The organism is Streptomyces sp. TAA040 (assembly GCF_000424845.1).
In genome coordinates this window covers 107,012-126,987 of sequence record NZ_AUKR01000007.1, presented here as the reverse complement: position 1 = coordinate 126,987, position 19,976 = coordinate 107,012, and the positions used below count along the sequence as shown (strand labels likewise).

The following is a 19,976-nucleotide window of genomic DNA, read 5'->3' as shown; positions in this document are numbered from 1 at the left end:
CTCGTGACACCCGCACTACGCACGGTAATACGACCAGCGCAGCGCAGTCAGCAGAACAACCCGAATCCCCCACCTCCGGAGATAACCGCGCCCCATGAGCCCCGCACCGGAACACCCCCACACCCCCGACACCGACACCAGCACCGACGTCACCCCGGCCCCCGAGCCCAGTCCGACCACCGACCCCGGCGCCGTACACCGGCCCGACTCCGGCGCCACCTCCGCGCCCGGCCCTGTGCCGGCAGGCCCCGCGTCCGTCTCCGAGCCGTCGGCCACCAGCAGTCCGCCTCCCTCGCCGAAGATCCAGGAGGCACTGGACGCCCGGGACGCGCTCGCCGCCGCACTCACCCGGGCCGGTGTGCAGCTCCCCGCCATGGACATCCGCACACCCTGGGTCTACGTACAGGACAGCGAACCGCGCTACGCGCTCGTCCAACTCGGCGTCTGCTCCGCGCCCGTGGCGCACGCCCTGGCCGCCGCGCTCAACCGGGGGACGGCCGCGTGAGCGCGGACGGAGTCCCGGCCCGTCCCGACCGGTCCGGTGTCCGCCGCGGCGGCGCCCGACGCCACCTCCCCGACCACGCCGCCACCGGCAGCGGCGTCGCGTCGGAGGACGCCACCCCCGAGGACGGCGTCTCTCCTCCCGAAAGATCCTCGTCCTGCGTCGGTGACGTCGCCTCCGTGGGGGACGCGGTGCGCGACCTCGCCACCGAGCGGGTGGGCCGGGTCATGGGCCGGGAGGGCCCGTACGTCCAACTGCGCCCGCTCGCCGGAGGCCGCGAGTGGGACGCCGAGCCCGGTGACCTGCGGGCCATGGGCCAGTCCGAATTGCTCAGCGCCCTGCTCGCCGAGCTCAACGCCCGCAGCCGCCGGGCTCTGTGAGCCCACGCCCCCTCGCGCGGCCGGGAGCCGCGTACGCCCACGGCTGTCGCCGTCCCGCGCTCGGGCGGCGGCAACCGTTGGGCACGCCCCGGGCGGTGCCGGTTCCCTCCCGCGCCGCAGGACCGCTGACCTAGGATGGCGCGGACCATCTCAGCGGCCCGACGGGCTTCCGCGTCCGCCTTCGCGCGGACACCTTCAGGACATGCCCCCACCCGCACGAGTCTTCTTCGTGCTGCCTGGGGGCATCTCCGTTGCTGTTCCGTGAGTCCGCGGCGTCCGTGGCCGCCCGTCTCCTCGAAGGGTCCCTGACCCTGCATCTGACCGAGAACTTCGTCCACCGGCACGGGCACCGGCCCGCCCCCGGCGAGGTGCGGTCCTGGGAACGCAGCCTCCCCGCCCTCGTCAACGCCCTCGTCGAGGCGGGGCTGGACGAGGTCGAGGTCCTCCTCGAATACGGCCTGCCCCTCACCAGCAAGCGGGCGGACGCCGTGCTCGCCGGGGTGCACCCGGGGACGGGTGATCCCTCCTACGTCGTCGTGGAGCTGAAGCAGTGGAGCGCGGCCCACCCGGAGGAGGGCGCGCCGCTGCTGTGCCGGATCGACGCCTGTCCCGGGCCGGTGCTCAACCCGATCGAGCAGGTCCGGGGCTACTGCGAGCACCTGCTGACGTTCAACGCGGCCGTCGAGCAGGCGCCCGAGGCGCTGGCCGGGGTGGCCTTCCTGCACAACGCGGTCGCATCGCGGGTCGCGGAACTGCGGGGCGTCGAGGAGGACCGCTTCGGCCGGATGTACACGGGCGACCAGCGCGGCGGTTTCCTGGACTTCCTGCGGGCGCGGCTCGCCGCGAAGCCGGGGGCCCGTGCCGCCGACGCGCTGCTCCAGGCGAAGGCCCGGCCGTCCACGCAGTTGGTGGCCGTCGCCGCTGCGGAGATCCGCGACCGCGAGCAGTTCGTGCTCCTCGACGACCAGCGGGTGGCCTACGAGCAGGTGATGTCCGCCGTCCGCGGGGCCAAGCGGTCGAACCACAAGCAGGTGGTCGTGGTGACCGGCGGTCCCGGCAAGAGCGTGATCGCGATGTCGCTGCTGGGCGAGCTCTACCGGCGCGGGGAGACCGCTCTGCACGCCACGGGGTCCGCCTCGTTCACCAAGACCCTGCGCAAGATCGCGGGCGTCCAAAAGCCGGCGGTGCAGCGCCTCTTCACGTACTTCAACAGCTTCATGGACGCCGAGCCGAACGAGCTGGACGTGCTGCTCTGCGACGAGGCCCACCGGCTGCGGAAGACCTCCGCCAGCCGCTACACCCGGGCCGAGCTGCGCACCGGCCGGCCCCAGGTGGCCGAGCTGATCGACGCCGCCCGGGTACCGGTGTTCCTGCTCGACCAGCACCGGTCGTCCGCCCCGGGGAGATGGGGACGGTGGAGGAGATCCGGCAGGCCGCGGCCGCGGCCGGACTCGACTGCACGGTGGTCGCGCTGGACGGCCAGTTCCGGTGCGGGGGCAGCGACGCCTACGAGCGCTGGGTCGTCGACCTGCTCGGGCTGGAGGGCGGCTCGCCCAGCCGGTGGGAGCCCGACGGCAAGCTGGAACTGCGGACCGCCGAGAGCCCCCAGGAGCTGGAGGACTTCCTCGCCGCCCGCCGGGCCGGGGGCTACGGGGCGCGCATGTCCGCCGGCTACTGCTGGCGTTGGACCAAGAAGCTCGCGCCGGGCACGGAGACGCTGCCCGCGGACGTCGTGATCGGCGACCGGGCCAGGCCCTGGAACCTCTACGGGGGCCGCTCGCTCCTCGGCGCACCGCCCGCGCCGCTGTGGGCGACCGACCCGGCCGGGTTCGGGCAGGTCGGCTGCGTCTACACGGCCCAGGGCTTCGAGTACGACTGGTCCGGTGTGATCCTGGGCCCCGACCTGGTGTGGCGGTCGGACCACTGGGAGGTGGTCCGGACGGCGTCGAGGGACCCGGTCTTCACGAAGGCGACGTCCGACGCGGACGTGAGCCGGCTGGTGCGCAACACCTACAAGGTGCTGCTGACCCGGGGCATGGTGGGGACGGTCGTCCACTCGACCGACCCGGAGACCCGCGAGAAGCTGCGCTCCCTCGTCCGGCCGGACGCCGGCGCGGCCGTCCCCGAGGGCGCCCCGGTCTGACGCCCGCTCCGGGCGGGGCAGGCGCGTCCTCGGGAAGGGGCAGGGAACGGGTCACCGGGTGGTGGCCACCGGACGGGCAGGGGCCCGATGGCGAAACGGCCCCTGCCCGTCGGTGCGACGCCATACGATCGGACGAGCCCCCACACCGCACGCACCCGCACGCACCCCCACGCACCTGCACCGAAGGAGAGCGAGACAGCCCATGGCTCAGCAGCCGCCCCTGCTCCGCGATGTCATCGACATCAAGGAGTCCATCTCCACCTCGGACTTCGTCCTCCAGCTCTCGGAGGCGACGGCCCCCGAAGGCGCCGAACGGGCGCTGCGGGACTACGTGGTCACCGAGCGGCTGCTGGAGAACTTCGACGAGGCGCTGGGGCTGATCCGGGCGGCGCTGGAGGGGCACACCTCGAAGGCCGCCTACCTGCACGGTTCGTTCGGTTCCGGTAAGTCGCACTTCATGGCGGTGCTGCACGCCCTGCTCAGCGGCAGCCCCGCGGCCCGGGCGCGCACCGACCTCGACCCGGTGCTCACCAAGCACGAGTGGCTCGGCACGGAGGGCAAGCGCTTCCTGCTCGTGCCGTACCACATGCTCGGGTCGAAGTCCCTGGAGCAGCGCGTCCTCGGCCAGTACGTCAACCATGTCAGGAAACTCCACCCGGACGCGCCCACCCCGCAGGTCTACCGGACGGACTCGCTGTTCGCGGACATCCGCGCGATGCGGTCCCGGATGGGCGACCGGGCCGTGATCAGCGGTCTGGTCGCGGCGGACGAGGACGGCGGCGGCGGCGAGGAGGACGAGTGGGGCGAGGCGTTCGCCTGGACACCGGAGCTGCTCGACACCGCCATGTCCGCCGAAGAGGTGCACGAAGGCGGCCAGGCGCTCAATCTGGTCACCCCGTCGACACCCGTCGAGCTGCGGGCCCGGCTGGTCCAGGACGCGAGCACCCACCTGCTGCCGGGCTTCGCCCGCAACGCCGCCGAGGACGAGCACGGCTTCGTCTCCCTCGACGCCGGGCTCTCGGTGATCGCCGAGCACGCCAAGGCGCTCGGCTACGACGGCCTGATCCTTTTCATGGACGAGCTGATCCTCTGGCTGGCCACCCTCATCCACGACCAGAAGTTCGTCGCCAGGGAAGCCGGCAAGATCACCAACTTCGTGGAGAGCGGCGACTCCCGCCGCGCCGTCCCGGTGATCTCCTTCATCGCCCGGCAGCGCGACCTGCGCGAGCTGGTCGGCGAGGAGGTCTCCGGAGCGGCGGAGGCGTCCATCCAGGACACCCTCAACCTGGCCTCGGGCCGGTTCGACAAGATCACGCTGGAGGACCGCAACCTCCCCCAGGTCGCCCACGCGCGCCTGCTGCGCCCCCGGGACGAAGAGGCGGCCGCCCTCGTCGCAGCGGAGTTCGACAAGACCCGCAAGGTCCGCCAGGAGGTGTGGGACACGCTGCTCGGCTCGGACCGGGGCGCCGACGGCACCGGCGCGGACGAGGAGAGCTTCCGGCTGACGTACCCGTTCTCGCCCGCGTTCATGGACACGCTCGTGCACGTCTCCTCCGCGCTCCAGCGGAACCGGACCGGCATGAAGCTGATGGGCCAGCTCCTCGCCGAGCACCGCGCGGAGCTGCGGCTGGGCGATCTGATCCCGGTCGGCGACCTGTACCCGCTGATCACCGCGGGCGGCGACAAGCCGTTCACCGACAGCCTGAAGGTGGTCTTCGAGGCGGCCGACAAGCTGTACCGGACCAAGCTGCGCCCCTACCTCCTCACCACGCACCACGTGACGGAGGAGGAGATCGAGCAGTGCACGCACCGTCCGGACAGTGTCACCGATCCGGAGCTGCGCACCCGGATCAAGCAGTTCACCGGCGACAACCGGATCATCGGCACGCTGCTGCTGTCGGCACTGGCCCCGAGCGTCCCGGCGCTCTCCGACCTGACGATCCGGCGGTTGTCCGCGCTGAACTACGGTTCGGTCGTCGCACCGATCCCCGGCCGCGAGTACGGCATCCTGAAGAACAAGATCGCCGAGTGGGCGGGCCGGTTCCCCGAGATCAAGGAGACCGGCACCGAGACCAACCCCGGCGTCCGCCTGGAGCTGTCGGGCGTGGACGTGGACTCCGTGATCGCCAACGCCAACGTCAACGACAACCCCGGCAACCGCCAAGCGCTCGCGAAGCGCATCCTCGGCGAGGAGCTGGCCGTCGAGCGGTCCCAGCTGATCGGTGAGCTGCACTTCGTGTGGCGGGGCACCGAGCGCGGTGTCGAGGTGGTGTTCGGCAACGTCGCGGACCGGGACGAGCTGCCCGACCACGAGCTCGTGCCGCAGCAGGACGGACGCTGGCGGATCGTGATCGACCTCCCCTTCGAGGAGGGCGAGTACGGGCCCGTCGACGACGTGAACCGGATGCGGGACCTCCGGGCGGAGCAGGGCGAACCGTCCCGGACCGTCGCCTGGCTGCCCACCCACCTCTCCCAGCAGCGCTTCGCCGACTTCCGCCGCCTCGTCGTCATCGACAAGGCGCTCTCCGACGGCCGGCGGTTCGACGCCCAGTACGCGGGCCACCTCAGCGCGGACAACCGGGCGCGCGCCAAGGGCCTGCTGGAGACCCAGCGCGAATCCCTGCTCAAGAACGTCAAGGCCGCCTTCAAGCAGGCCTACGGCCTGGCCGACAAGAAGGCCGCCGACGTGGAGCTCGGGTTCGACGAGCACCTGGTGCCGCTTCGCGAGGTCGAGGAACTGACGCTGTCCTTCGGCCAGTCGCTGCGCGACGGCATCCGGCACATCGCCGCCCGCCTCCTCGCAGGCCAGTACCCCGAGCATCCGGATCTCGACCCGGACGGCAGCGGCGCAGTGGTCAGGCCCGCGGACGCGAAGAAGGTCTTCGCCCACGTGCGGACGGCCGCCGAGGCGCGGGACGGGCGCGCCGAGGTCCCGGCCGCCGACCGCACCCTGATGCGGCGGATGGCCGGCCCGCTGCGCCTCGGGCAGCAGAAGGAGGCCTACTTCGAGGTCTCCTCCTACTGGGCGGACCACTTCCGGCAGCTCGCCCGGGAGCAGGGGGTGACGGGCGACCTCAGCCTCATCACGCTCACCGACTGGACGGACCGTCCGGCTCCGCGCGGCCTGCCCGCCTTCCTCGCCGTGCTCGTCGTGGCCTCCTTCGCCGAGATGGACGACCGGGTGTGGGTACGCGCGGGCACACCGCTCGATCCGGCACCCGCGCTCCACGAGATCAAGGAGCACGACGCACTGCGGAGCCAGCCGCTGCCCTCGGAGGAGGACTGGGAGGTGGCCCGCCAGCGGTTCGCCGCACTCTTCGGACAGACCTCGCCCACCCTGCGCCGCGGCCGCATGGTGAACCAGCTCGCCCGGCAGATCACGCAGGAGGTGGGCACCCACCACGAGGCGGCCCGCGAACTGGTGACGCAGCTGGAACGGCACGCCGCCTTCCTCCACCTGGACGAGGCCGGGGACTCGGACGCGGCCGGGGAGTCCGGGCGCCTCACCGTCGCGCGGCGCGCGGTCGAGCTGCTGGACGCGCTCACCCGCCCGTCCGGGCAGGGCGCCGCCCGGGCGAAGCGGACCGTCGAGGCCCTGGCCGCCTTCGATTTCGGCGCGCTCGGCCCGGACCGCTTCGGCACCTCCCTCGCCCAGGCACGCGCGGTGTCCCAGGCGCTGGACGCGGCCTCCTGGACGACGCTCGACCTCGCGTCGTCCGAAGGACCGGAGGGCGACGCACTGCTGGAGTCCCTGCGCAACGCCGCACGCAGCGACCAGCGGACCAGCGACCTCAAGGAGGCGCTGGCCCGGACGCAGCGGGAGGTGCTGGCGCTCGTCAAGCGCAATCGCGCCGCGGCCGTCCCGGCGCCCGCTCCGCAGCCGTCCGGGGCGCCGCAACCCGGCCCGGGCGACGTCCCGCTCGACACCAGGACGAGTGACCCGCGGGTCTCCTTCACCGGCCCCGCCCCGCGGCCCGCCGCCCACCACTCCGCCGGTGCCCGCACGACCACCGCCGCCGGTGCTGCGGCGGCGCTGCGGGAGGAGCTGGCCGAGCTGGCGGCGAGCGAGCCCGGTGCCACGGTCGAGATCACCTGGCGGGTGGTCGAGGCATGAGCACCCTCACCGGCAGTGCCGCCGCGGTGCGGCTGAGCCTCGCGACCATCACCCAGTACCTGTCCTCCCGCTCCTCCCTCACCGGCTCCCTCGCCGGCCGGGACCGGCGGCGTGCCGTGCTGCTGCGCTGCGCGCCGCAGTGGGAGGGCCCCGCCGAGCCCGTCTGGGGCGAGGGCTACTCGGCGCGCGTCGCGGCGGCGCCGTCCCCGCTGGCCGTGCACGAGTTGCTGCTCGACCACTTCGCCGAGGGCGCGACCGGACCGCAGGTGCTCGTCGTCCTCACCGATCGCGAGCAGACCGAGCTCGACCCCGCGATCCTGGACCGGGCCCACAAGAAGCGCGTCGACGCCCTGGACAACTGGGAGGTCGTGGCGAGGGCGTTCGGTACCGACCAGGTCGACCGGCGGCTCAGGGACGAGGAGAAGTGGGCGGCGGAGGCCCTTCTGGACGCGGCACCGCCGAAGGGCTGGCCACGGCTGGGCGGCGGCATGCTGTCCCGCAGGGCAGCGCTCTCCGCCCTCGGCCTGCGGCGGCTGCGGCTGGGCCGCTACGCGGACGAGGACGCGGGCCAGGACCCCGCCGCGGCGGCCGACAGCCTCGACACGCCCACCCTGTTCGGCTGGTCGCTGACACCGGGCCGCCCGGAACGGCTGCTGGAACTGCGCGCTCCCGAACGCGCCGGGCTGGCCGAGTTCCTCGGTGAGGAGGAGCAGGCCGGGGCCGCCGGTCGTGCGCTGCTCGCCCTCGTCGAGGCGGAGCACGGCCCGGACGCGGTGGCTTTCGGGCTGGTGTGCGCGGCGCTGTGGTGCCACGCCGAGCCGGAGGCGGCGACCTACACCGCACGCGGCCGGGCCGAGCGCTGGTTCGGGGACCCGCCGCCGGCCAGGGGCGAGCAGTTCGAGGAGCTGGCCGCCGCCTTCGGACGGGCGGCCGAGGAGTACGTCGTCGGGCTGCTCGCCGCCGCGTCCCAGCGCGGTGGCGAGCAGCCGGACGAGGACGCCCGGGAGGCCCGCCGGATCAGCGACACCGTCCTGGACCGGGCCTCCGCGCTGGCACGGCAGTTCGGCGCGGAGAGCGCCGCCCGGACGAGTCCCGTCCTGCCCGCGGGCCTGGAGGCCGGGTTCACGGCCGTGGGCCGGGCTCTCGCCGCCGGTGAGCCGGAGCCGCTCGCCGAGGCGATCCGCACGCTGAGCGACCACCGGCGGGCCCGGGGCCCGGAGGTGCGGGCGCGCATCGAGCGGACCCGGATGGGCGCACGGCTCGTTCGGTGGCTGTCCGGTGAACCGGCCGCGGAGGCACCCACCGCGGCCGCGGCCGTCGAACGCCACCTCGCCGAGACCGGATGGGTGGACCGGGCGCTGGAGCACATCGAGGCGGGCGGGGACGCGGACCAGGTGCTGCGGGCCGCGTACGACGTGCTGGCCGCCCGGGTGCGCCGGCGGCGCCACGAGATCGACCGCTGCTTCGCCCGCACGCTGGCCACCTGGACGGCCGCGGGCACCGACCCCGGCACGATGCTGACGGTGGAGACGTTCCTGGAGCGGGTCGTGCGGCCCGTCGTCCGCAGCGCCGGGGACCGTCGGGTGCTGCTGCTCGTCCTGGACGGGATGAGTGCGGCCATCGCCACCGAACTGGGCGAGGAACTGCGGGCTTCCTGGGCCGAGTTCGATCCGGTGGCCGAGGGCGCTCCGCGGCGCCGCGCCATGGCCGCCGCGTTGCCGACGCTCACCGCCGTCTCGCGCACCTCGCTGTTCGCGGGGAAGCTGACGACGGGCTCGCAGCAGGACGAGGCGCGCCTGTTCCCCGGTCTCCCGCTGTGGGACGGAGCTCCCGCAGCGGTCTTCCACAAGGACGACCTCCGGGCGGCCAGCGCCGGCGAGACCTTCGGCCCCGCGCTGACGGAGGCGCTCATGGACGGCCGCACCCACGTGGCGGTCGTGCTCAACGCCGTCGACGACCGGCTCGCCAAGGAGCAGAAGCTCGGGGACGGCACCTGGCAGGCGGACCACGTCCCGGCGCTGCCGGACCTGCTGCGGGTCGCCGCTGCCCAGGGCATGGCCGTCGTCGTCACCAGCGACCACGGGCACGTCGTGGACCGGCACGGGGCGAAGGTGGAGGCCGGGTCCCCCCTGTCCGCCCGGCACCGGGAACCGGACGGCGACGTCGGCCCGGCGGAGGTCCTGCTCCGGGGTCCCCGGGTCCTCGCGCCCGAGCCGGGCTCCTCGGTCGTCGCCCTGTGGGACGCCGACTCCCGGTACACGGCCCGGAAGGCCGGCTACCACGGCGGTGCCTCGCTCGCCGAGTTCGCCATTCCCGTCCTGGCCTTCCTGCCGTTCGGGGCGGCCCCGCCCTCGGCCTGGCGGGAACTGGGCAACCAGCAGCCGTCGTGGTGGCCCGTCGACGAGTCGTCCCACCCTCGCACCTCCCCCGCTGTCGCACCCGCACCCGCGGCATCAGCCGCAGCAGCAGCTGCATCGGCACCGACCCGGCAGCGACCGACACGGGAGCAGGAGCGGCTGGCGCGCACCCACGAGTCGCTGTTCGACGTCGCGCTGGTCCCCGCCACCGAGGACGACGCGACCCCGGTCAGCGCTGCGGTCGTGGACCCGGACGATGCCCTCGTCGGTGCGCTCCTGGCCTCGGAGCCGTTCCAGGGGCAGATCGGCCTGCTCGCGCGCAAGCCGCCGATGGACAAGGTGGAGGGCGCGATCCGGGCCCTGCTCGACGCTGGCGGTACCCTGCCGGTCACCGCGCTGGCCCAGCGGGTCGGCTACCCGGTGACCCGGGCGGACGGCTTCGCCGCGATCCTGCGCCAACTCCTCAACTACGACGGGGTGCAGGTGCTGGAGACGATGCCGGACGGACGGACCCTCCGTCTCGACCTGCCCCTGCTGCGCGTCCAGTTCGACCTGGAGTAGCCGGCCCGACGGCCCCACGACCACACCCTTCCACGATGCGGGAGCCATGAGCGCCAACGACCGGGTATTGATCAACCAGATGATCGAGGAGCAGCGGACCGCGCGCTGCGTACTACAGTCCTTCGACGCCGCCTTCGAGAAGTTCGCGGCCGAGCACGCCCTGCACGGCTTCGGCCTCTCCGAGGAAGAGGTCGAGTCCGGCGTGATCGGCGGCGCCAACGACGGCGGGATCGACGGGGCGTACGTCTTCCACGGCGGACGGCTGTTACACGAGGACAGCGATCTCCTCCAGCCGCACTCCTCGCTGGCGCACGTGGAGCACCGGACTCCGCTGACTCTCTGGCTCGTCCAGGCCAAGACCAGCCACGGCTTCTCGGAGGTGGCGTTGGACAAAGTGGCCCAGACCTGTTCCTACCTCACCAACATGGAGGTCGACGAGGCCGAGGCGCAGGTGCTCTACTCCGCCGACCTGCTCGCCCGCTTCACGCTGTTCCGGAAGGCGCTCTCCCGTCTCCTCACCCGCCACCCGGCCGTGCTGATCAAGTTCTCCTACGTCACCCGCGGCGAGGCGAGCGAGGTGCACCCCAAGGTGCGGACCAAGGCCAAGATCCTCGAGGAGCAGTTCTCCCAGTCCTTCGCCGTCGCCACCGGCGAGGTCGAGTTCCTCGGCCCGGCGGAACTGTGGCGGCGTGCCAGCACCCGCCCCTCGTACACGTTGGAGCTGCCCTACCGGGAGAGCATCACGCACGGCACCAGCCACATCGCGCTGGTCGCGCTCGGGGAGTACCTGGACTTCCTCAGCGACGAGAACGGGGCGGTCAAGTCCCACATCTTCGACTGGAACGTCCGCGACTACCAGGGGAACGTCGAGGTCAACCGGGAGATCGCCGCGTCCCTGGGCAACCCGGAAGCGCCGGAGTTCTGGTGGCTCAACAACGGCGTCACCATCGTGTGCTCCCAGGCGACCTCGGTGGGGAAGCGGCTCAGCCTCTCCGACGTGCAGGTCGTCAACGGGCTCCAGACCTCCTACACCCTCCACGAGACCCTGCGCGCGCGCCGCACGGACGAACCGTCCGATCCCGTCTTCCAGCGGCTGGTGCAGGTGCGCATCCTGGTGACCGGCGACCAGGCCGCCCGTGACGCGGTCATCCGCGCCACCAACCGGCAGACCACCGTGCCGGTCGCCTCGCTGCGGGCCACCGACGACATCCAGCGCCAGATCGAGGCGTACTTCCTGGAGCACGACTGGTACTACGACCGCCGCAAGAACCTGCACCGCAACCAGGGAAGGCCCGCCGACCGCATCGTCAGCATCCCGCTGCTGGCGCAGTCCGTCATGGCGATGGCCCTGGGGCGGCCCGACGACGCGCGGGCCCGGCCGTCCAGCCTGCTGAAGTCCGACTCGGACTACCGGCGGGTCTTCTCCGACCGGACCAAGCTCCCGGTGTACCTGTGGCTCGCCAGGGCCCAGCGCCAGGTGGACGAGTACCTCCAGTCGACAGCGGCCCCCCTCTCCCGCTCGGAGTACACCAATCTCCACTTCCACCTCGCGATGCTCGGTGCCGTCGACCTCGTCGGCCAGGTGTTCGACCGGCCCGCGTTCCTGGAGAACGCAGCCCGCGAGGACGTCTTCCCCAGCCCCGCCCGTCTGGACTCGCTGTGGAAGTCGCTCCTGGAGCAGTTCGAGGACTTCCAGCGGCGGCGCCGCTGGGGGCCGGACAAGACCGCGAAGAGCGGCGAGTTCGTCACCCGTCTGACGTCCGACCTCGGGTACGGCAGTCTGCGCTCCGGGTGACAGAGGGGCGAAAGCCGCGGTCGATCACGGATGGGACAATGCGCGAGTGACCGATCCACGCTCCTCCGCCGTTTCCGCCGCCCGGCGGCGCACCGCCATCGACGCACTCCGGCGCGGAGCCGTGCCCGAGAGCGGTCTCGACCTGCTCGCCACCGGCCTGGACCGGTTCGAGTCCGCACTCGACGCGGAACTCGACACGGTCACCTCCGGTGCCTCGGTCTTCAAGGCCGTCCGGGGCGAGTACGGCTCCGGCAAGACCTTCTTCACCCGCTGGCTCGGCGAACGCGCCAAGCAGCGCAACTTCGCCGTGGCCGAGATCCAGGTCTCCGAGACAGAGACCCCGCTGCACAAGCTGGAGACCGTCTACCGGCGCCTCACCGAGCGGTTGTCCACCGCCAGCTTCCCGCCCAGCGCGCTGCGCCCCGTCGTGGACGCCTGGTTCTACGCGCTGGAGGAGGACGCGCTCGCCGCAGGTGCCGACGAGGATGCCCTGGCCGACGCCGTGGACGCACTCCTCGCCGCCCGGCTCAGCGAGGTGTCCCGGCACGCTCCGTCCTTCGCCGCCGCGCTGCGCGGGTACCGGTCCGCGCTCGCCGCGGGGGACGAGCAGACGGCGGCAGCCGTCCTCGCCTGGCTCGGCGGCCAGCCGCACGTGGCCGCGTCAGCACGGCGCACGGCCGGGGTGCGCGGCGACCTCGACCACTTCGGGGCGCTGGGCTTCGTCCAGGGCCTGCTGACCGTCCTGCGGGACTCCGGCCACCGCGGACTGCTCGTCGTGCTCGACGAGGTGGAAACCCTGCAGCGAGTACGTTCGGACGCCCGTGACAAGGCCCTCAACGCGCTGCGGCAGCTCATCGACGAGGTCCACTCCGGCCGGTTCCCCGGTCTCTACCTGGTCATCACCGGCACACCGGCGTTCTACGACGGCCGGCAGGGGGTGCAGCGGCTCGCCCCGCTCGCCCAGCGGCTCGCCACCGACTTCACCACCGAGCCGCGCTTCGACAACCCGCGCGCGGTCCAGGTGCGGCTGCCCGGCTTCACCCAGGAGTCGCTGGTCGGCCTGGGACTGAACATCCGCGACCTCTACGCGTCCGGAGCCGAGGCGCCCGACCGGATCAGGTCCCTGGCCGACGACGCGTACGTCACCGACCTGGCCGGAGCGGTGGGCGGTGCGCTCGGCGGCAGGGCGGGCGTGGCACCGCGTCTCTTCCTGAAGAAGCTGGTGGGCGACGTCCTCGACCGCATCGACCAGTTCGAGGACTTCGACCCCCGGCAGCACTACCGGCTCACGGTCGGCGCAGGCGAACTCACGGAGGTCGAACGGAACCTGGCGACCGCCTCGGCCGACGATATCGACCTGGAACTGTGATGACGCAGGCCGCCGATCCCGTCGACCGGCTCGACCCCGTCGTCCTGCACCACGTCGTGAACACGCTCGGCTGGCCCGACCTGCGGCCTCTGCAACGCGCGGCGATCGACCCCGTGATGGACGGCGAGGACGCCGTCCTGCTCGCCCCCACCGCCGGCGGCAAGACGGAGGCCGCCTGCCTGCCACTCCTCTCGGCCATGGCGGAGAAGAAGTGGACCGGCACCTCGGTGCTCTACCTCTGCCCGCTCAAGGCGCTGCTCAACAACCTGGTGACGCGTGTCGACGGGTACGCGCAGTGGCTGGGGCGCCGGGCGGTCCTGTGGCACGGGGACACGAGCCAGGCGGCGCGGCAGCGCATCCGCACCGACCGGCCCGACATCCTCCTGACGACGCCGGAGTCGCTCGAGGCCATGCTGATCGGGGTGAAGACCGACCATGCCCACCTGCTGGGCGGCATCAGGGCCGTCGTCGTCGACGAGGTGCACGCCTTCGCCGGTGACGACCGGGGGTGGCACCTCCTGGCGGTTCTGGAACGCCTCCAGCGGGTGACGCGGCGCCCCATCCAGCGCATCGGGCTCTCCGCGACCGTCGGGAACCCGGAACAACTGCTCACCTGGCTCCAGGGGTCGGGCGCGACGGACCGTCCGGGCCGGGTCGTCGCCCCGGACGCCGGGACCGCCCCCACCACGGGGCCGCCCCCGGGGGACGTCGAACTGGACTACGTGGGCTCCCTGGGCAATGCCGCCAAGGTCGTCGCGACCCTCCACCGAGGCGAGAAGCGCCTGGTCTTCTGCGACTCCCGACGACAGGTCGAGGAGCTGGGAGCGGCACTCCGCGCCCGCGACGTCACCGTCTTCCTGTCGCACGCCTCGCTCTCGGCAGCGGAACGTGCCCGCTCCGAGGAAGCGTTCGCCGAAGCACGCGACTGCGTCATCGTGGCCACCTCCACCCTGGAGCTGGGCATCGACGTGGGCGACCTGGACCGGGTCGTCCAGATCGACTCACCGGCCACCGTCGCCTCGTTCCTGCAGCGCCTCGGCCGCACGGGCCGCAGGGCGGGCAGCAACCGCAACTGCCTCTTCCTGGCCACCGGCAAGGAGGCACTCCTGCAGGCCGCGGCGCTGCTGCTGCTCTGGAACCGCCACTGGGTCGAGCCCGTCGTCCCGCCGCCGGAACCGCGCCACCTGGTCGCACAGCAACTGCTCTCGGTGACCCTGCAGGAGCACCGGCTGGGCGACCGCCGCTGGTCCGAGCAGTGGAACGGGCTGGCGCCGTTCGACGGTTCGGCTGCACCGGTCCTGCGGCACCTGACGGACGAGGGGTACCTCGACAGCGACGGAGGCATGCTGTTCATCGGTCCGGAGGCGGAACGCCGCTTCGGCCGACGGCACTTCATCGAGCTGACCGCCTCGTTCACCGCGCCCCCGCAGTTCACCGTGCTGTCCGGACGCGCGGAGATCGGGCAGACGGACCCCGTCGTGCTGACCGAGGAGCGCCCCGGCCCACGCAGGCTGCTGCTCGCCGGGCGCAGCTGGCAGGTGAACCACATCGACTGGGGCCGGAAACGCGTCTTCGTGGAGCCGGTCGACAGCGGCGGTGTCGCCAAATGGTCCGGTGGGACGTCCTCCGGCCTGTCCCATGCGCTCACCCGGGCCATGCGTGAGGTCCTGCTGGGCGTGGACCCCACCGCATCCCTCACCCGACGCGCCGAAGCCTGCCTCCGCGAGTGGCGCGAGCAGGACGGGCCGGGCCTGGTCCATCCCGGCGGGTCCCTCGTGACGCGCCGGAGAGACGGCGTGCGCTGGTGGACATGGGCAGGCTACCGGGCGAACGCCACACTCACCGCCACACTCGCGTCCGTCACCGACCCGGTGCAGCGTCCCACCGACTCCTGCGTGCGGCTGCGGGAGGACCTGACACCTGCCATGTGGCGGACCGCGCTCGACGCGGCGGAGACCGCGCCGGCCCTCACCCTGCCGGACGTCGACGAACGCGCTGTCCGCGGCCTCAAGTTCGCCGCTGCCCTGCCCCTGCGCCTGGCTGTCGCCACTGTCGCGGCACGCCTCGCCGACTTCGACGGAGCACGCGCCGCGCTGGCGGAACCGAAGCGTTTCCACACCGACCAGCGCCGGTAGCCGGCCGGTGCACGGCGGCGCGCTCCGTCGTCGTACCGCCCTTCTGCGCCGACGACCACGTTTTTTCGGACATCACCGGACGCGTGCATCCTCCGAGACCTAGGCTGGCAGGCCGCTTGACCAGCCACAGTACGACCAGGGGGAAACTTTGCCTCAGACCCACGAAGACCGGGCGGCCAACCGGATCTCCGTCATCGACGAGGACCCGCTGCGGGCCCGCCGCGAGGTGCGCGAGTTGCTCGGCGAGCTCGCCGCCGCGGACCCTTCGGCGAAGCTGAACACCCCCCGCGCACAACCCGCCGAGAAGTCCGAGAAGGGCGGCGTGGCACCGGAACTCGTAGGACTGGCCTTCAGCGGTACCACTCTCGTCGTCGCCGTCGTGCAGACATGGCTGGCCCGGGTGCCGCAGCGGACGATCGTCGCGACGCGGGCCGACGGAGCCACGTTGCGCATCACCGGCCGGGAGGCCCGTCAGGACGATCAGCGGATCAACCGGTTCCTCAGCGGCGAGGAGCCGCCCGCGGACGCGGAACGTGGTCGGAGTACGGAGGGCACGGACAGCGGCACCACCGGAGGCGACGGCCCGGAAACGGGTGAGGGCAGCAGCGCGGCGGCGGGCTGACCCTTCGTATGAACAACAACGACCGGTACGCGATGCTCATCGGAGTCTCCACGTACGACAGCGACTCCTTCCACGACCTGCCGCCCGTCCGCGCGGACCTCCACTACATGCGGGCGGTGCTGGAGAACACCGAGATCGGCATGTTCAACGACTGTGCGATGGTCGCCGAACCGACCCGCGCGGAGATGCTGCACGCCGTCGAAACGCACCTCGAGGAGCGTCTGCCGAGCGAGACCGCGCTGCTCTACTTCAGTGGGCACGGCCAGTTCTGCGAGACCGACAACCAGCTCTACTTCCTGACCCGCGACGCCGACCCCGACGACCTGCCGGGCACCGCCGTTCCCGCCGAGTTCCTGGAGCGGACGCTCCAGTCCTGCCGCGCCTCGGCGAAGATCGTACTTCTGGACTGCTGCTCCAGCGGCTCGGTGGTGCAGGGCTGGACGGCCAAGGGGGCACCGGAGGATTCGCACCGTCCTGCCCCGAGCACTCTGCTCCGTCCGACCGGCGTGTACTTCATCACCGCATCCGACGCTCTTCAACCCGCCTCCGCGATGGCGCCGGCCGGCTCGGGGCTCGGCACCTCCCGGTTCACCGGCGAGATCGTCGAGGGACTGCGCAACGGGCGCATCAAGGAGGGGGGCTGGATCAACCCGGACGATCTCTTCGACTACCTCACCACCCAGATGACGCGGGACGGCGTACCGGAGGAGCAGCAGCCCACCAAGTCGACACTCCGGGCGACCCGGCAACTGGTCTTCGCCCGCTCCGTGGCCCGGCCCGTGCGCCTGCCCGGACTGCCGAACGACTCCGCCGAGGATCGTCGGCGCTCACCGGCGCTGCTCAAAGCAGCAGCCCTGGCCGAGAAGGACGGGCCGGACCCGTCACGGCTGCTGGGGTACTACGTGCACTGTCTCACCGCACAGGCCGCGGCGGCGATGCGGCCCGATCGCGACACAGGGCGGGACAAGAAGTACTTCCTGCTGAACAAGGGCGAAGAACCCGTCCAGTCCGGAAGGGAGTCCGTCCTTCCCGCTCCCTCCGGGCTGCCCCAGCCGAAAGCGGGGGCGGGCGGGTCCAGCAGCGCGGGGACACCCCAGGAGTACTGGTACGGGTATCCGGCGGTGACGCTGCCCGTGCGGGGCGGAGCCAGGGGGCGCCGCACGACCGTCGAGGTGGCACCACTGCTCGTCCAGCAGATGGAACGGGCGCCCGACGAGGACGGCAGGGACGTGCTCCGCCCGAGCGGCGTGCCGTCCCTGCACACCGGCGTCGTCTCGGAACTCCTGGACGAGGACGACGCGGCGGACCTCGTTGCACGGTGGCAGCCGACCTGGCAGGAGGGGAACGACCAGCAGATGCTGCGCGCCGTGCGGGAACTCCTCGAGACCCTGGGACTCCCGGAGCTGGAACCCCTCGATCCGTCCTCGCTGAGTGAGTCCTCGGTGATGCAGTCGCTGCGCCCCGGTGCGCACAACGCGGCGGTGCTGCTGGCGCCCTCCGGCGTGGAGTCCGCGGCGACCCAGGGCCTGGTGTCCAACCTCCTGGAGATGTCGAAACGGACGGGGCATACCGCGGGCACGGCGTTCGACGCGCTGCTCCGCGGCGGCTCGGAGGACTCTCGCAGCACGAGAACCGCTGTGGTCGCGCCGGGACCGTGCAACGAAAGCCAGGAGCAGGTGATCTCCTCGGCGATGACCCGACCGCTGACCGTGGCGACCGGGCCCCCCGGGACCGGTAAGAGCGAGGTCGTCACGGCCGTCGTCACCACCTGCATCGCCGCCGGGCAGTCCGTTCTGGTCGCCTCGACGAACAACGAGGCGGTCGATGTCGTGGCCGAGCGCTGCGACGACATCGCCCCGGGACTGCTCATGCGCACGGGCAACGCCGAGGCCCGCGAACGGGAGGCCGCGAAACTGGAGCAGCTCCTCGGAGAGACTGCCGACGTTCCGCGACGCGGGCCGGCGACCGTCGGCGGAGAACTGCGCATCACTCGCGCGGCGTCCGACACGGAGCGAACAGAGGCAGCCCACCGGGTCGGAGAGGAAGCGCTGCTCCTGGAGCTGCACCGCGAGCGGGAGGAACGAGCGACGGAAGCGGCACTGCCGGTGCCACTCCTGCAGCGCACCTGGAGGGGCGGCCCGGACGAGGTGACCGCTCCGGCGCGTTGGGAGGGACGGGCCCGGAGAGCGGTCGCGGCCCGGTGGTGGTCGCTCGGCCCCTGGCGCCGGGCCCGCGCACTCGCCGCTCTCATCGCCTCGACCGCCCCCGGCCTCTCCGCGGCTGACGAGCCCCCGCCGTGGCCGGTGTGGGCGGCCGAGCGGCCGGTGCCCCCCACACTGCTGCAGTCCGTGGCCGACGTGGTGGCCATCGAGGGGAAGCTGCGGGAAGGGCTGCAGCAGCACGCCGGGTGGGACGAGGAGGGGCTGAAGCGAGCTCGGCTGGACACGGCGAGCAAGCTGTCGGAGCTCTCCGCGGAGCTGGCCCGTTCGGTCTCCACCGAGGTGCAGGCCCGTGCACGCAGCGCGATGGGGCAGCGCCTGCAAGCACTGCGGAGTCGTTCGGGCTACCAACGGAGCCAGAAGAACCTGATGGCGCACCTCAAGGGCTGGGCCATCAGCACCCACTCGGTACGGCAACTGGAACTCAGCCCGAAACTGTTCGACCTCGTCGTCATCGACGAGGCGAGTCAGTGCTCCGTCCCCTCCGTGCTGCCGCTCCTGTTCCGGGCCCGTCGAGCGCTGATCATCGGCGACCCCATGCAGCTGGGGCACATCCCCGGCATCTCTCCGGAGCAGGAACGACAAGCACGGGTGCGGTCCGGTCTGAGCGCGGCGCAGTTGGTGGACCGCAGGCTGGCCTACCACATCCACTCCGCCTACCACGCTTCCGCACAGCGCGGCGAGTCGACGCTGCTCCTCGACGAGCACTACCGATGCCACCCGTCGATCGCCCGCCTCGTCAACCAGTACTGCTACGCCGGGCAGTTGCAGGTGCTCACCGACGTGCGACACCAGGTTCCCCCGATCGACCCGGCGGGTGCTGCGGCGCCGGCGCCCGTCCTGGGCTGGGTGGACGTGCCGCGCAGCGAGTCCGTCCGAGGCGGCGGCGGGGAGTCGTGGCGCAACGAGGTCGAGGCAGCAGCGGTGCGACGCGTGGTGGACGCCCTGCTCGCGCAGCTTCCCCAGGACGCGACGATCGGGGTGGTGACACCGTTCAAGGCTCAGAAGAGCGCACTGGCCCGCCTGTGGCGGGACGAGGACCGCGTGCGGGTCGGGACCGTGCACGCCTTCCAGGGCGGCCAGCGGGACGTCATGGTGCTCAGTCCGGTGGCCACGCGGAACACCCCGCCGAGGACGACTCACTGGGTCGCCGGCCAGGTCAACCTGTGGAACGTGGCGGTCACCCGCGCCAAGTCGCAGCTCATCACCGTGGGCGGAAGCGCCTTCTGGCAGGAACAGAGCGGGCTGCCCTCGCTCCTCGCAGATCGCTCGGCTCCGCTGTCGGCCGACGGACGGGGGCCGAACCCTCCGGGGACCGGCCCTCATGTGCCAGGAGCACCGGGGGCGGGGCCCGGACTCCGGGAGGAACTGACCGATCGACTCCAGCGGTACCTCGCCGAGCGCGGCGTCACCGAGCTGGAACGCGCGCCGGTGGTCGGCGGGCACACCGTGGACCTGCTGTTCACCGAGGGCGGCGGCAACACGGCGGTACTGATCGATACCGGCCCCTCTCCCGACGGTGAACCGGCACGGCATCTCCGATTGGCACACGCACGGGGGGACCTGCTGCCCGGTTTGGCCTCCGGCGGTCGAGGGGCGGAGGCCGGTCCGGTCGCCCGCTCCGTACGGGTTCCCGCGTGGCGAATCCTCGCGGGTGACGAGCTGCTGGAGCCGCTGTTCGCTTGACGCCCCGCACCACCCGGTGCGAGGGGCGCCCCAGGGGCGGCCATCACTCTAAGCATCGCACTCCTCACCCCTTGTCAGTGCGCTGTGCGAGCA

Annotated in this window: 9 protein-coding genes and 1 pseudogene; all 10 read left to right on the top strand. The window is 72.5% G+C overall.

All coding sequences use genetic code 11. The features are described 5' to 3' along the window. Positions 1-94 precede the first annotated feature (94 nt). The 10 genes and pseudogenes from H300_RS0107585 (at position 95) to H300_RS0107540 (ending at position 19,883) form a co-directional block, all read left to right on the top strand. The gene (locus tag H300_RS0107585; RefSeq protein WP_486583619.1) at positions 95-505 is read left to right on the top strand and encodes a hypothetical protein; all 411 of its coding nucleotides are present in this window, start codon (positions 95-97) and stop codon (positions 503-505) included. Continuing rightward, positions 502-882: a hypothetical protein gene (locus H300_RS32230; protein WP_486583618.1), complete on the top strand. Its 381-nt coding sequence runs from the start codon at positions 502-504 to the stop codon at positions 880-882. Before H300_RS0107585 ends, H300_RS32230 begins: the two co-directional genes overlap by 4 nt. Positions 883-1,133: 251 nt before the next feature. Beyond that, positions 1,134-3,025 (top strand): annotated as a pseudogene (locus tag H300_RS25540) (DNA/RNA helicase domain-containing protein). 202 nt (positions 3,026-3,227) lie between these two features. Continuing rightward, entirely contained in the window at positions 3,228-7,139 is a 3,912-nt protein-coding gene (gene pglY, locus H300_RS0107570) for a BREX-2 system ATPase PglY (protein WP_028426957.1), read from the top strand. Next, a complete protein-coding gene (gene pglZ, locus H300_RS0107565) occupies positions 7,136-10,057 on the top strand; it encodes a BREX-2 system phosphatase PglZ (protein ID WP_028426956.1) in 2,922 nt (973 codons plus the stop codon). The genes pglY and pglZ overlap by 4 nt, the downstream gene beginning before the upstream one ends. A gap of 46 nt (positions 10,058-10,103) precedes the next feature. Continuing rightward, positions 10,104-11,852 carry an AIPR family protein gene (locus tag H300_RS25535; protein WP_037979429.1) on the top strand — a complete coding sequence of 583 codons (1,749 nt, stop codon included), beginning with the start codon at positions 10,104-10,106 and terminating at the stop codon, positions 11,850-11,852. Positions 11,853-11,898: 46 nt separating this feature from the next. After that, the gene (brxD, locus tag H300_RS0107555) at positions 11,899-13,221 is read left to right on the top strand and encodes a BREX system ATP-binding protein BrxD (protein WP_028426955.1); all 1,323 of its coding nucleotides are present in this window, start codon (positions 11,899-11,901) and stop codon (positions 13,219-13,221) included. Next, positions 13,221-15,356, top strand: coding sequence for a DEAD/DEAH box helicase (locus H300_RS0107550; RefSeq protein ID WP_037979427.1), 2,136 nt, complete (start codon positions 13,221-13,223; stop codon positions 15,354-15,356). The genes brxD and H300_RS0107550 overlap by 1 nt, the downstream gene beginning before the upstream one ends. A gap of 148 nt (positions 15,357-15,504) precedes the next feature. Next, on the top strand, positions 15,505-15,978 hold the full coding sequence (locus H300_RS25530; RefSeq protein ID WP_078515789.1) for an effector-associated constant component EACC1: 474 nt from the start codon (positions 15,505-15,507) through the stop codon (positions 15,976-15,978). 8 nt (positions 15,979-15,986) lie between these two features. Further along, positions 15,987-19,883: a caspase, EACC1-associated type gene (locus H300_RS0107540; protein ID WP_028426953.1), complete on the top strand. Its 3,897-nt coding sequence runs from the start codon at positions 15,987-15,989 to the stop codon at positions 19,881-19,883. Positions 19,884-19,976: the final 93 nt, after the last annotated feature.